Annotated in this window: 11 protein-coding genes; 6 read left to right on the top strand and 5 right to left on the bottom strand. The window is 31.6% G+C overall.

What is annotated here, in order from left to right; genetic code table 11:
• Window positions 1–117 precede the first annotated feature (117 nt).
• From nuoE to OW730_RS05415, 3 genes are read left to right on the top strand one after another with little or no spacing between them, the layout of a single operon-like run.
• The gene (gene nuoE, locus OW730_RS05425; RefSeq protein ID WP_271228049.1) at window positions 118–609 is read left to right on the top strand and encodes an NADH-quinone oxidoreductase subunit NuoE; all 492 of its coding nucleotides are present in this window, start codon (window positions 118–120) and stop codon (window positions 607–609) included.
• Window positions 610–622: 13 nt separating this feature from the next.
• Window positions 623–2,512: an NADH-quinone oxidoreductase subunit NuoF gene (locus tag OW730_RS05420; RefSeq protein WP_271228048.1), complete on the top strand. Its 1,890-nt coding sequence runs from the start codon at window positions 623–625 to the stop codon at window positions 2,510–2,512.
• A gap of 20 nt (window positions 2,513–2,532) precedes the next feature.
• Window positions 2,533–4,332 (top strand): NADH-dependent [FeFe] hydrogenase, group A6, encoded by a 1,800-nt coding sequence (locus OW730_RS05415; protein ID WP_271228047.1) that lies wholly within the window; start codon window positions 2,533–2,535, stop codon window positions 4,330–4,332.
• Between the two features lie 466 nt (window positions 4,333–4,798).
• On the opposite strand, the gene OW730_RS05410 is transcribed toward OW730_RS05415, so the two are convergent.
• Entirely contained in the window at window positions 4,799–5,962 is a 1,164-nt protein-coding gene (locus tag OW730_RS05410; RefSeq protein ID WP_271228046.1) for a SpoIIE family protein phosphatase, read from the bottom strand.
• Window positions 5,962–7,674, bottom strand: coding sequence for a [Fe-Fe] hydrogenase large subunit C-terminal domain-containing protein (locus OW730_RS05405; protein ID WP_271228045.1), 1,713 nt, complete (start codon window positions 7,672–7,674; stop codon window positions 5,962–5,964). Before OW730_RS05405 ends, OW730_RS05410 begins: the two co-directional genes overlap by 1 nt.
• Window positions 7,675–8,066: 392 nt before the next feature.
• Here OW730_RS05405 and hcp point away from each other — a divergent pair, with 392 nt between their 5' ends.
• Window positions 8,067–9,773, top strand: a complete 1,707-nt coding sequence (hcp, locus tag OW730_RS05400; RefSeq protein ID WP_271228044.1) for a hydroxylamine reductase — start codon at window positions 8,067–8,069, stop codon at window positions 9,771–9,773.
• A 458-nt stretch (window positions 9,774–10,231) separates the two neighbouring features.
• Here the strand turns inward: hcp and OW730_RS05395 are convergent, their stop codons facing one another.
• Window positions 10,232–10,957 (bottom strand): hypothetical protein, encoded by a 726-nt coding sequence (locus tag OW730_RS05395; protein ID WP_271228043.1) that lies wholly within the window; start codon window positions 10,955–10,957, stop codon window positions 10,232–10,234.
• A gap of 314 nt (window positions 10,958–11,271) precedes the next feature.
• Between OW730_RS05395 and OW730_RS05390 the strand changes: the two genes are divergently transcribed.
• Together OW730_RS05390 and OW730_RS05385 are read left to right on the top strand one after the other, a co-directional pair.
• The gene (locus tag OW730_RS05390; protein WP_271228042.1) at window positions 11,272–11,520 is read left to right on the top strand and encodes a hypothetical protein; all 249 of its coding nucleotides are present in this window, start codon (window positions 11,272–11,274) and stop codon (window positions 11,518–11,520) included.
• 23 nt (window positions 11,521–11,543) lie between these two features.
• Window positions 11,544–12,443, top strand: a complete 900-nt coding sequence (locus OW730_RS05385; protein ID WP_271228041.1) for a polysaccharide deacetylase family protein — start codon at window positions 11,544–11,546, stop codon at window positions 12,441–12,443.
• Window positions 12,444–12,514: 71 nt separating this feature from the next.
• Here the strand turns inward: OW730_RS05385 and fni are convergent, their stop codons facing one another.
• Both fni and OW730_RS05375 read right to left on the bottom strand, forming a co-directional pair.
• A complete protein-coding gene (gene fni, locus OW730_RS05380; protein ID WP_271228040.1) occupies window positions 12,515–13,573 on the bottom strand; it encodes a type 2 isopentenyl-diphosphate Delta-isomerase in 1,059 nt (352 codons plus the stop codon).
• Window positions 13,574–13,589: 16 nt separating this feature from the next.
• A complete protein-coding gene (locus OW730_RS05375) occupies window positions 13,590–14,714 on the bottom strand; it encodes a DUF362 domain-containing protein (RefSeq protein ID WP_271228039.1) in 1,125 nt (374 codons plus the stop codon).
• Window positions 14,715–14,951: the final 237 nt, after the last annotated feature.

Raw genomic sequence — 14,951 nt, 5'->3', positions numbered from 1 at the left:
TCTAAGATTTTAAATTTGCATATTTAAAAAATCATTATTTTGGATAAATTTCTATAGATAGCACAACATAAAGTTGAGGTAATATAATTCTACACTAATATAAGGAGGTATAACTTGGTGAGTCATAAGACATGTCGTAACGAACTAACAGAATCAAAATTTAAAGAGCTCGAAGACTTCATTAACGCTCGTCCAAAAAACCAAGATTCTTTAATTGAAGTTCTTCATAAAGCTCAAGAAATTTTTGGATACTTACCTGATAGAGTACAGGACTTCATAGGCGAAAAGCTTCATGTACCAACTGCAAAAGTCTTCGGGGTAGTTACTTTCTATTCTTACTTTACAACTGTCCCTAGAGGTGAATATGTAATAAGTATATGTATGGGAACTGCTTGCTTTGTAAGAGGTGCTGAGGACGTATTAAAGGAGTTTGAAAATAGGCTGCAAATTAAGGCAGGTCAAACAACTGCTAATGGAAAGTTTACTATTGAAGTACTTAGATGTGTAGGTGCATGTGGATTAGCACCAGTTGTAACCATAAACGAGAAAGTTTACGGTCATGTAACTGTAGAACAAGTAGATGAAGTTCTCGCAGAATATGGAGAATAGGAGGTATATATCATTGAATAAGATTAGTTCATACCAAGAACTTCAAAAAACATATGAAAAATACCGTGACTTATTAAAGTTAAGAAGAAATGAAGAAGTGGACATTTCTGATACTTCTCAAATAACCAAAAGAGATATTTTAGTTTGTGGCGGAACAGGATGTCAATCTGCAAAAAGTGAAGAAATTATTTGCAATTTAAATAATGAAATTGAAAAAGCTGGACTAAAAGATAAAGTTACAGTTTCTCTTACTGGCTGTTTTGGTTTCTGTGAAAAAGGTCCTATTGTGAAAATTGACCCTGATAATGTTTTCTATGTAAAAGTTACACCATCAGACGCTGAAACCATTGTAAAAGAACACTTATGTGAAGGAAAAGTTGTTGATTCACTTCTTTACGAAGAACCAACTTTAAAACAAAAGGTAAAGCGTCAAGATGAAATGTCTTTTTATAAAAAGCAGCACAGAATAGCATTAAGAAACTGTGGACTTATCAATCCTGAAGTAATTGAAGAAGCCTTTGCTGAAAAAGGATATATAGCTCTTGGTAAAGTTCTTACTGAAATGTCTCAAGATGATGTTATTCAGTTAATTACTGATTCAGGACTTAGAGGAAGAGGTGGCGGTGGTTTCCCAACAGGTCGTAAATGGTATTTTACAAAGATAAATGAAGCCGCTCAAAAATACATAGTTTGTAATGCAGATGAAGGTGACCCTGGCGCATTTATGGATCGTTCTATTTTAGAAGGAGATCCCCACAGTGTAATTGAAGCTATGGCTATAGCTGGATACGCTACTGGTGCTAGTGTAGGTTATGTATACATTAGAGCTGAATATCCACTAGCTATTGATAGATTACAGACTGCAATAAATCAGGCTCGTGAATGGGGACTTTTAGGCAAAAATATTTTAGGAACAGGTTTCAACTTTGATATGGATCTAAAATATGGAGCAGGTGCCTTTGTATGTGGTGAAGAAACTGCTCTTATCAACTCTATTGAAGGGTTTAGAGGAGAACCAAGAAACAAACCTCCATTCCCTGCTCAGAAAGGATTGTGGCAAGTGCCAACATGCGTTAACAATGTTGAAACTCTTGCTAATATACCTGCTATTATCAACAATGGGCCTGAATGGTTTAGTTCAATAGGAACTGAAACTTCTAAGGGTACAAAAGTTTTTGCATTAGCAGGCAAGATTAATAATGTAGGTCTTGTTGAGGTTCCTATGGGAACAACTTTAAGAGAGATAATTTTTGAGATAGGTGGAGGCATTAAAGATAATAAGCAATTTAAAGCAGTTCAAACAGGAGGACCTTCCGGCGGATGTATTCCATCTTCTTTATTGGATACTCCTATAGATTATGAATCATTAAATAAAATCGGTTCCATGATGGGCTCAGGTGGAATGATTGTACTTGATGAAGATGATTGTATGGTTAATATAGCAAAGTTCTACCTAGAATTCACTTTAGATGAGTCCTGTGGAAAGTGTACTCCATGCAGAATTGGAAATACAAGACTTTTTGAAATTCTAGAAAAAATGACTGAAGGAAAAGCAACTGAAGAAGATCTTTGTCTTATTAAAGAGCTTTCTAACATGGTTAAAGATACATCACTTTGCGGATTAGGTCAAACCTCTCCTAACCCAATATTAAGTAACCTTAATTTCTTTAAAGAAGAATTTGAAGCTCATGTAAGAGATAAATCTTGTCCTTCTGGAACTTGTAAGAGCTTATCTAAATACTTTATCACAGATAAATGTATAGGTTGTACTAGATGTGCTAAAAAATGTCCTGTTGGTTGTATTGATGGCGAACTTAAACAACTTCATGTTATAGATCAAGAAAGATGTATTAAATGTGATACTTGCTATCAAGTTTGTCCAGTTAACGCTATAACTAAATAAGAGAAATAGAGGTGAAAATTTTGAATCAAGTAACTTTAACAATAAACGGACGACAAATAACAGTAGACGAAGGTGCAACAATACTTGAAGCTGCAAATAAACTTAATATTAATATTCCTACCTTATGTTATTTTAAGCTTCATGACGATAGAACGATTAATGATCCTGGTTCTTGTAGAGTATGTGTAGTTGAAGTAGAAGGTAGAAGAAATCTTGCACCTGCTTGCTCAACTCCTGTAACTGAAGGAATGAATATTAATTCAAATTCCATTAGAGCTATAAAAGCTAGAAGAGGTGTTGTTGAACTTTTATTATCTGATCATCCTCATGAATGCTTACTTTGTGAAAAGAATTTAAACTGTGAACTTCAAAGTCTTGCAGCAGAGCTTGGTGTAAGGGAACTTCCTTATCAAGGTAAAAAAGCTACATATGAAATTGATAATTCCAGCTACTCTATTATTAGAGATATGGAAAAATGCGTTTACTGCAGACGATGTGAAACTATGTGTAATGAAGTTCAACAAATAGGAGTACTATCAGGCGTATATAGAGGCTTTAATTCTGTTGTTGCACCAGCATTTAATCTTCCAATGGCAGAAACAAACTGTACCTTCTGTGGTCAATGTGTATCTGTTTGCCCAACTGCTTCATTAACAGAAGTTCATTATATACCTGATGTTTGGAATGCATTGAATGATAAAGATAAATATGTAGTAGTTCAAACAGCTCCTGCTATTAGAGTAGCATTAGGAGAGGAATTTGGTTATGAACCTGGAACAATAGTAACTGGAAAAATGGTAGCTGCCTTGAGAGCATTAGGTTTTGATAATGTGTTTGATACTGATTTTGCTGCCGACTTAACTATCATGGAAGAAGCTAGTGAGTTTGTTCATAGACTACAACATGGAGGAAAACTTCCTATTTTAACAAGCTGCTGTCCTGGATGGATTCAACTTCTTGAACACAGCTATCCAGACATGTTAGATATACCTTCAACATGTAAGTCACCTCATCAGATGTTTGGTGCTATAACTAAAACTTACTTTGCTGAAAAAATGAACATAGATCCTAGTAAAATAGTAGTTGTATCTGTTATGCCTTGTTTAGCTAAAAAATTCGAAGCTCACCGTCCTGAAATGCAATATGAGGGGAATAGAGATGTTGATATAGTAATCAGTACAAGAGAACTAGCTAAAATGATTAGAGAAGCTGGTATTGATTTTATATCTCTTGAAGATGAAGATTTTGATAATCCACTAGGAGTATCGTCAGGTGCTGGAGATATTTTTGCTGCATCCGGTGGAGTTTTAGAGGCAGCTGTTCGTACTGCTGCTGAAATGGTAACTGGTAAATCTAGTGATCCAATTGAATTTAAAGATGTTAGAGGATATCAAGGTATAAAAGAAGCTTCAATCGATGTTGATGGCACAACTGTTAAGGTAGCCGTTACTAACGGACTAGGAAATGCAAGAAAGATTCTAGATGATATTAAAACAGGCAAGGCTGAATATCATATTATTGAGATAATGGCTTGTCCAGGTGGATGTATTGGTGGTGGAGGTCAACCATATATCTATGGAGACTCTGATATACTTAAAAAGAGAATTGAAGCAATTTATATAGAAGATGCAAATAAAGAATTAAGAAAATCTCATGAAAATCCATATATTAAAAAGCTTTATGATGAGTATATAGGAGAGGTATATGGTGCTAAAGCACATGAACTTCTTCATACACATTATACACCTAAAAAAATGGGTGTAAGCTGTAACGAAGCAAATGATGTTAAGAAACCTAATACTGATAAAAACAACCCGTAATAAAACCATAATGGAGAATTGAGAATGGTGAATGGAGAATGATGGATGGTTCTGCCCTAGTCAGAACCTACATCTTTATTGGTCTTTAGGACAATAGTTTTTAACTTATCTTAATATTGTACTTATGATATGCCAATCACCTCTACTATTCAACTATAATCCATACTTTTAAATTCAATGAAAAAAGTTGGCAACAATAAACCGTTTCCAACTTTTTTACTTTTGAAATTTAATCTTTTATTATATTCAATCAAACTAAGTAAACATTTTTTTCATAAAGAAATATATCTTTCAAGTTTAATCATCTTACACAATCTTGTTTTTCAAGTACAATATTTCATTTAAAATGAAAGGAGTAAATTATATTGTTCAAGTAACAACAAATTTAAAATTTCTCGAAGAGAAATGTCCATCATTCTCCATTCTACATTCACCATTCTACATTATTATTTCTAGCACTCTGTTGCTAGAAATAATTTATTCTCACCTTTTTCCCCAATCTCTCCATACTTTTTATCAACTTATCCACAATATTCAGCTTAATATTAAGCCCTTCTGGAAAGTTTGGATTTTGATGAGCTGGATTTATTGCTCTTCCAACCCATAAAGTCAAATGTGTACAGTCATCCACAAGAATTTTACTTAAAATTTCTGCCCCATTTGGATCTTCTATGTTAATTTCACTTATCTCTCCAACCTCTAGTTTATCTATAATTTTTACTGTTCTATCTAATGTAAGAACTCCTTCAGTAACCAAATCTATACCATCAAGATATGCTATAGGTGGTAAATCTGCAGTCATACAGGACATATCAACCTTAAGCTTCTTATGTAGAACCTTCTCAGTTATATTAGCCGCTGTACCTCCACAAACTATTTTCTTACCCTTACCCTCCATTAATTTCTTTACTATAATCTCATCCTTATCATGATTCTCTGGTGGGCCTGTAAATAAATCTACATATTCGGGCTTTCTTGCTTTAATAGTTACTACAGTAGTATCATCTCCTGGTCTTCCTCCATATAGATCAAAACATGTTTGTGACAAACTATTACTTATATTTTTAGCACACTTTTTACCTTGTGAAACCTTAGATAAAAATTGATTAACCTCAGGCCATTGCCACCCAAGATTTAGAACTTCCCCAATACCAGCATGTATAACCCCATCACTGATTGATGTAAGTATATCTCCTTCTAACATTGTAAAATCACTGACTTTTATAATCTTACCATTAATATTTATTTTTTCTCTTTCAATATCAATACTTCTACCATTTCTATGTAAGAAGCATGGCGGATTATCATATTCAGCAAGATATACTCTCCCATTATTATTCATAATAACTATTGTGAAGGTACTATATGCCACACCTCTAACAGAACAAACAGGCAATGTATTTATTATTGTATCTACAGTTTCAAATATATCCTCACCATTTTTTATCATTGTGGCAGCTATCTTTGTGGTTAATGTTGAAAGTATATTGGCTTTTACTCCACTACCCAAACCATCTGCCAACACTACGATTGTTACATCATCATCTTTTACTACTTCTACCCTATCTCCACATAACTCTTCATTAACCTTATTAAGACTATTACTTGCTACATCAACAAATAACTCCATTACTTCTCAGCTCCATTCTCACCAGCAACAACTCTTCTAAGTCTATTTAAAATAATTTTTGTCTCTGCTGTTGTTTCTCCCAATAAGCCTGCAATCTCTTGTGCTACTCTCATCTGCTTCTCAATTACTTCTTGAGCTGCATCAAGTGTCTTTTTCTTCACCTCATATAATTCATTCTTATTTTTCTTCTCTTCAGTAATATTCATCATTACCCCAATCAAGATATCTTCTTTTTCTAGATATGATATATTCTGTTTAAACACTACTCCATATTGATGATTCTCAACAGTCTTTCCTTCAATATTAACTTTTGTTCTAAGCACTTCTTTAAAATCACTATCATCCATTAATGTCGCTAATGGTATTCCTTTATAATCATCTATCTTTGCCATAAAAGTTTTTTGAGCTATAGGATTCATCTCTAATATATTCAATTCACTATCAACTATTATTACTGAATTAACAGTATTTTCAAATATTATATTACTAAGACTCTCAGCTTTACTCCTCATAAAATGAAGACACATGTCTTTCTCAGACATTCCTCTGATTATAGCAATTGCTTTCGCTTCACAAGTTGGATATCCACAAACTCCACAATTTAATTTATCCTGTTCATTATTCTTTCCCATCTCTTTTAGAACTCTGTTTATCTCTTCTCTTGAAACTTCTTCTTCATAAATAGGTGATTCTATATGCCCCTTTAAATAATCATTTGTCCCTAGTAAACTTTGACTCTCCAAGGTATTTTTATAATTTTCTTCAATAAAACGCTCAACCTTATCATTACTTTCATAGAAATCCCTTTCCTTTATTCCCATGCTAGGACCACCTATACAACTACCTATGCATATATTAGCTTCTATAAAAGCATTCTTAAGATTTCCCTTAGAAAGACTATTGAATACATCTAAACTCTTATGGAAACCATCAACAACATATGGCTTTATTCCTTTATTATTTAAAGTTTCAGATAATCCCATCACTATTCCTCTATCAACAGGGAATTTTCTTCCCTCTGTTATATCTCCACTTATACTTTCATCTATTTCATATTTTGACTCAGGCATTTCTTCAAACCATGTCTTTAATTCGTCAAATGTAATAACGTAATCCACACTATCTTTACCATTTAATTTTTCTTTTTCAATCATCTTTCCTACACAAGGACCAATAAAAACAACCTCAGCATTAGGCTCTTCCTCTTTAATCATTAAACCATGGACAACCATTGGTGATTCATAAGGCATAAGATATTTAGATAAATGCGGATAGTATATTCTGATTAAATAATTTATTGAAGGACAGCAGCTTGTTATAAAAATCTTATCTTCACTCTCTTGAACATGTTCTCTATATTTTTGAATAACAAATTGGGCTCCTTCTGCTGTTTCTCTCACTTTGTTAAACCCTAACCCCTTAATTCTTGAAATTAACTCTATAAAACTCATATCAAAATATGCAAGAGCCGATGGTGCCAATGAAACAATTACCTTCTTTCCACTGCTTATGCTCTCTTTTACTTTCATCAAATCACTATCAATTTTTCTTGCCTCTTGAGGACACACTTCAAAGCATCTACCACATGCTATACATCTCTCCTCAACAATCTCTGCTTGATTATCCTTAAATCTTATCCCCTTAACAGGACATTTTCTTAAACATTTATAACAATTTTTACACCTTGCTTCCGTAAAATTGATAAAGCTCATAAACACACCCTCTATCCCTATAAATTAATAAACCCATGAAGTTTGATATTTTTTTATCAAGCTTAACAGGTATATTATACCACTACACAAGATATTTTACATATGTTTTTGTACTTTATTATAAATAATTATAATCATCCACTTATAAATACATCTTTCCATTAAAGTAACTATAATTTAAACATTGAATATAAAATTTATTGTTAATAAAATATTTATCCTATTTTATTAAATAATATTTTTATAACTTTTTATTTTCTGTAACTCTCGTTACCGATTTAAACTTAAATTATTCATATAATGTATTCATAAGATAACACGCAAGAGAAAAACAAAAACGAAAAGTAAATGTTCAAATTAATCAATTATAAATTATACGGAGGGATTTTATTATGAGTATGTTTTGTTACCAATGTCAAGAAGCTGCAGGGTGCACAGGTTGTACTAAAGTAGGTGTGTGTGGTAAATCACCTGAAACTGCAAAATCACAAGACTTATTAATCTATGTTGCAAAAGGAATTAGCTTGTTAAACAATAAGGCAAGAGAAAATAATATAGCAGTTGCAAATGCTGACAAATTTGTTGTGGATAGTTTATTTACAACAATTACTAATGCTAACTTCGACGAGAATGTAATCATCGAAAAAGTTAGAGAAGGTTTAAAATTAAGAGAAGAAATCAAAAGTGCTTTAGAAGCTGCTGGAGTTGAAAGCTTTAATAAGACAACTTCTTTCTTTGATAAATTAAAAACTGTATTCACAGGTAAAACTGAAGATAACAATGTACATGATGCTGCTGTTTGGAGTGCTACAACTTTAGAAGATTTACACTTAAAAGCTGAAACTGTTGGAATTCTAGCAACTGAAAATGAAGATGTAAGATCTTTAAGAGAACTTATCACTTATGGTCTAAAAGGTATGGCAGCATACTTACATCATGCAAATAACCTTGGACACGATAATGCTGAAATCAACGTTTTCATTCAAAAAGGACTAGCTGCTACACTTGATGATAGCTTATCTGCTGATGAACTTGTAGCATTAACTCTTGAAACTGGTAAGTTTGCTGTTGATGTCATGGCACTTTTAGATGGAGCTAATACTTCAACTTACGGAAACCCTGAAATCACTTCAGTTAATATCGGTGTAAGAAATAACCCAGCAATCTTAATCAGTGGACATGATCTTCATGATTTAGAGCAATTATTAGAACAAACTAAAGGTACTGGAGTTGACGTTTACACTCACTCAGAGATGTTACCAGCTCACTACTACCCTGCATTCAAGAAATATGATAACTTTGTAGGTAACTATGGTAATGCTTGGTGGAAACAGAATGAGGAATTTGAGAAGTTTAATGGGCCTATTTTAATGACTACAAACTGTCTGGTTCCACCTACTGCATCTTATAAAGAAAGAGTTTACACTACTGGTGTAGTTGGATTTGAAGGATTAAAGCATATTGAAGCTGATGCACAAGGAAACAAAGATTTCTCAGCAATTATCGCTCATGCTAAGAAATGTAAAGCTCCAACTGAAATTGAAAAAGGTGAAATCATCGGTGGATTCGCTCATAACCAAGTTCTTGCTTTAGCTGACAAAGTTGTTGATGCCGTTAAGACTGGTGCTATAAAGAGATTCTTCGTAATGGCTGGATGTGATGGAAGAGCTAAGAACAGAAATTACTATACAGATTTCGCTGCACAACTACCAAAAGATACAGTAATCTTAACTGCTGGATGTGCTAAATATAAGTATAACAAATTAGATTTAGGTGATATCGGTGGAATTCCAAGAGTTCTTGATGCTGGACAATGTAATGATAGTTACTCACTAGCAGTGATTGCTTTAAAATTAAAAGAAGTATTCCAGCTTGAAGACATCAATGATCTACCAATCTCATTCAATATCGCTTGGTACGAGCAAAAAGCTGTAACAGTATTACTTGCATTATTACACTTAGGTGTTAAAAACATTCACCTTGGACCAACATTACCTGCATTCCTTTCTCCAAACGTAGCAAAAGTATTAGTTGATACATTTGGAATCGCTGGAATCGGAACTGTTGAAGATGACATTAAGTTATTCATGGGAGAGTAATACAAAGCACGGGCATATCCGTGCTTAGAAACAAATGGATAATTGATAATGGATAACGTATAATGATGGATGCTTCTGACTAAGGTCAGAAGCTACATCTTATTGTTCTTTAGGCAAATAGTTTTCACTTATTTTATCTTATATAAAACAATGTATTTATAATTTGATATTTATTCAAAATAAATGAACTAGCTCACTTGCTACATGAGTATCTCACTTACGCATACAGTTAGCAAAAATCAACTTGGCTGGGCATGCTTCTAAAGAATAAAAAAACTGATTATAGAAAATCTATAATCAGTTTTTTATATTATTCTTCTACTTAAAATTAAAAATCAAGCTGCAATGTTTCATTCAAAATGAAACGAGTAAAACCTTATATTCCAAAGAACAATACAATTAGAATTTCACGGAGTGAAATGTCCATCATTCTCCATTCTCAATTCACCATTCTCCATTTAATTAAGTGCACTAAAAACCTGTGTTTGTTTATTCTCAACAACTATTTTTCCATCCATAATTGTTAATCTTTCTTTTTTATTATTGTTAATACAATCTGCAATGTACATGCTATTATTTATTTTTCTAACCTCAACATTTTTCATATCATATCCACTTTTAACATATAACATTGTAGATATTCCTTGTGCTACAAGAGTTTCATCCCCCTCTTGATTTGCTACAATGATACTCTCTAAATATTCTTGAACAGGATCAACCTCTTGATATTTCATAAAATTATCAACAAAACTAACTGATAATGTATTATCTTCATTATACTTTTTGTCAATTACCTCTCCGTTAACAACCAAGAATAAATTCACGATATTACTACTTTCTGTATCATCAAAGAAATTAACTAAATATACGTTATTATTCATTTTCCCAACTGTCAGCTGCCCTTCATCGTAATCATACTTATCAGCAACTATCTTAATAGCCTTATCTCTATCTATAATTTTAATTTCCTCAAGTAAGCTTGTTCTCATATATTTTATATAATTTTTATCTTCATTAATTTTACTATAATTTAAAGAAACAACCTTGCTCTCTATATCATTAATTGAAACAACTTTTTTAGTAACTTCATTCTTATTTAAACTAACTTTCTGATTAATTCCAATGCCACCAACAATACTCATTATAACGCTTGTACTTACTGCTAAAGCTACTAATTTATTCATCATCTCACCTCATAATTTCTAATTCATCATCTTAATTAAATTATATCAATTTAATGTTTTTAAAAGTTTACGAAATAATTACAAATATAGAGTTTCTTTAGAGAAACTCTATATTATATTTACGTTAAATAACTATGAATTTAATGGTGTTAAAATATAATTCAGAATATTTAGAATTATCTTCTTAATAAAGCAATCTACTTAATTAATTCATATTTTTTATAAACTTATAAAATTATAACCTTTTTGTAACCAAATACGTCGAATTAAGTATTATAATAATGTCGAAAATAAAAATAAAAGGAGGATATAAATTGAAGAAGATAATACTTGGAATATTTACTTTACTAATTACTGTGAGCGCTGTATCATTTTCATATATGATGTTAAAAAAGCAAGACACTATTATGGATGAAACAAAAATTCTGTCACAAAAATATGATAAACTGAAAGCAGAAAAAGAGCTTCTACAAAAAGAAAAAAATAATATAACTAATAATTTAGATCAAATTGAGGAAAAAATCGATGATTTAAATAATAAAATTAATTACATACCAGAATAAATAGACATTTAAGGAGGCTTTCAATGCGAAAAAGTTATTATAATCATAGAAAAAAACATAAAGTAGGTTTTATATCACTTTTCATATTTTTATTTCTTATTACAGGATCGGTAGGATATGCTGTTTATGCTCAAACAACAGTTTCACAAGCAAAAAAAGAATACAATCTTTTAGTAAATAAAATAATTGAAGCTGAAAAGGATAATATACAAATCAAAGATAATATTGAAAAACTTCAAAATACCGTTAAAGAAAAGAATAATGAATATGAAGTAATGCTGTCAAAGGCTAAAATAGCTTATCTAACTTTTGATGATGGTCCTTCTAGTAACACATTACCTATATTAGATATTTTAGATAACTACAATATTAAAGCTACTTTTTTTGTTAATGGTCATGAAGGTTTAGAACATTTATATAAAGAAATAGTTAATAGAGGTCATGTAATTGCAAATCATACATTTAGTCATGACTATAAAAACGTATATGACTCAATAGAAAACTTTAAATCGGAAGTAAATAAATTAAATGAATTCATTGAATCTACTACAGGTACTAAACCTTTGAAACTTTTAAGATTCCCAGGAGGATCAAATAATCAAATAAGCTGGTCATATTCTGGAAAAGGTTTTATGTCTGATTTAGTTACAGCGATGAGCAAAGAAGGTTATACTTACTTTGATTGGAATGTTGATTCAAAAGATGCAAATGCCTATAGACAGAAAAAAACTGTCATTGTTAAATCGGTTTTAGATGGTGCAAAATATGTACAAAAAGCTAATGTTTTAATGCATGACTTAGGCCCAAAAACAACAACCGTTGAAGCACTTCCTGAGGTAATTGAAGGTCTTATTTCACAAGGTTTTATTTTTGATACCCTTTCAAAAGATTCGTACAAGCCTCAATTCTTAAAAATAAAATAACCTAATAATTATCTATAAAAATAAAGTACAAGCCCTCTGTTATAATTAACGGTTGGCTTGTACTTTATGCTTTACTTTAAATTTTCACAGTAAGTTTTCATAATATATTCTTCTACTTCTTTAAGCTCCCCTTTTACCATATAAGGAGTATCTTTTAATTCTCTTATTGTTCCCTTTCCTAATAACATCATATATATTTTAATATTATTTATAAGTTGTTTTAATTCTTCTAAAGCACACTCTTTACCCTCTTCCAAAAGCCACCTTAGTACAACTCCACTAACTCCAACTATGTCTGCACCTAAAATCAAAGATTTTATCACATCTTCCCCTTTATTAATTCCACCGCTGCAAATTACATTGCACGCTCTATAGGCATTCAATGTGATTAATAAACTATGTGCAGTAGGTATACCCCATGAATAAAATTCACTGTATTTAGATGATTCATATCTCAAATCTTCTATCTCTATAAAGTTAGTTCCACCTTTTCCACCTATATCTATATACTTTACACCAATTTTTTTGAGTTTTATCGCTGTCTCATATGATATTCCAAAGCCAACTTCTTTTATTATTATAGGCTTTTCAATGCTCTCTTTTATATTACTAATATTATTAATAACCCCTTTGAAATCTCTATCTCCTTCTTCCATACACATCTCTTGCGGTACATTTAAATGAAGTTGAATTCCATCTGCATTAATCATATCTATAGCTTTCTTTACTTCCTCTACACTCTTATTAGCGCTTAAATTTGCAATAACTACACCTTCATCCCCCATTATTTCTCTAACACACATAAAACTCTTTACAGCATCTGAAAACTTCAAAGCAATAGATTGCGAACCTACCGCCATAGGAATATTAAGTTCTTTTGCAATATAAGCTAAATCTTTATTAATGGCTTCAGCTTCTTCTGTTCCACCTGTGATAGCATTTATCATCAATGGGGCACTTATCTTTTTACTCATAAATGTTGTTTCTAGCGAAATGTCTTTAAAGTTTAGTTCTGGAATGGAATTATTAAAAAGTACTACATCTTCAAAACCATTCTCCTTTCCACCTACTCCTTTTAGAAACCCACTTATATGCTCTTTTTTTCTTATTCTAATTTTATCATCTATCATTATATTCAATCCTTTATTATATCTCTATTAACTCGTATTCGCTGCTTCCCATACCTATTTCTTTTCCATAAGAAATCTGAACCTCTCCATGAGTATTCTCCCATAGATCATTAAAATGACCTTTTCCACAATTGCATTTTTCATTTTTATCAGCATTTTCTTTTAAAAGAGTGTTGCTTAAGGCTATTTGTTTATTAACTAAATCTAGACTTGCTTTATCTATAGCCACTGGATCTACAGAAGCTAATATTCCGATATCAGGAACTATAGGCGCATCACTCCATGGTACACAATCACAATGAGGTGTTATGTTCATCAGAAAATTTATATAGGCTACCTTATTCTCTTTATTCTTAACTGAAGCATATGCATATTCAGCCATCTTTTCACAGAATTCTTTTAAGTCTGTAGTCCAATCAAATCTAATAGCTTTAGGTGCGCATACAGTCATACATTCACCGCACCCAACACATTTTTCTTTATCTATAAAAGATATATCATTTTCCACTTTTATCGCTTCTTGTGGGCATACTTCAAAACATTTTCCACAACCCACGCATTTTTTTTCAACAACCAAAGGTCTTAAAGCATGTTGTTCTTGTTTACCAGCAGCCGGTGCACAACCCATAGCTAAATTTTTTATAGCACCACCAAACCCAGCCATCTCATGCCCCTTAAAATGAGACATAACTACCATAGCATCAGCATCAACTATATCTCCAGCTATCTTAGCTTTATCATAATGTTTTTTATTAATTTCAACTTCTTTTATGTAATTACTCTTTAAACCATCAGAAATTATAACTGGCGCTCCAACTACCGAAGGAACAAATCCATGTTCTATAGCTGTATTCATATGATCCACCCCATTGAATCTGCTACCAGAATAAAGAGTATTTGTATCTGTTAAAAAAGGCTTTCCACCACATTCTTTTATTTTATCAACTATAGGTCTTACAAAGATGGGATTTATGAATCCATCTCCTCCACTCTCTCCAAAATGAAGTTTTATAGCCGTTAAATCATTTTTTTCAATATTTGATGCAATTTCCATTTTGTCAAAAAGCATTTTAAGCTTATTAATTTTATTTTCACCAGCATTTCTTGCTCTTAAATTCACAAAATAAACCTTACTCTTCATAAAAACCACCCCTTTAACTATAATTAACTACTTAATATTAACATGTTGCTTATATTATTTCCATATAAGATATTTTTACCTAAAAATAGTATAATACACTCACTAATATTAATATACATATATAAAAACAAACTTTAAAGCAATGGACAATTGATAATGTATAATGGATAATGATTGATGTTTCTGCTTCTAGGCAGAAACTACATCTTATTAGTTATTAAAGTAAATAATTTTCAC

Origin of the sequence: Oceanirhabdus sp. W0125-5 (assembly GCF_027938815.1) — a bacterium.
Lineage (GTDB): Bacteria > Bacillota > Clostridia > Clostridiales > Clostridiaceae > Oceanirhabdus.
The sequence above is the reverse complement of the archived record's forward strand: the minus strand, read 5'-3'. Positions and strand labels throughout refer to the sequence as shown.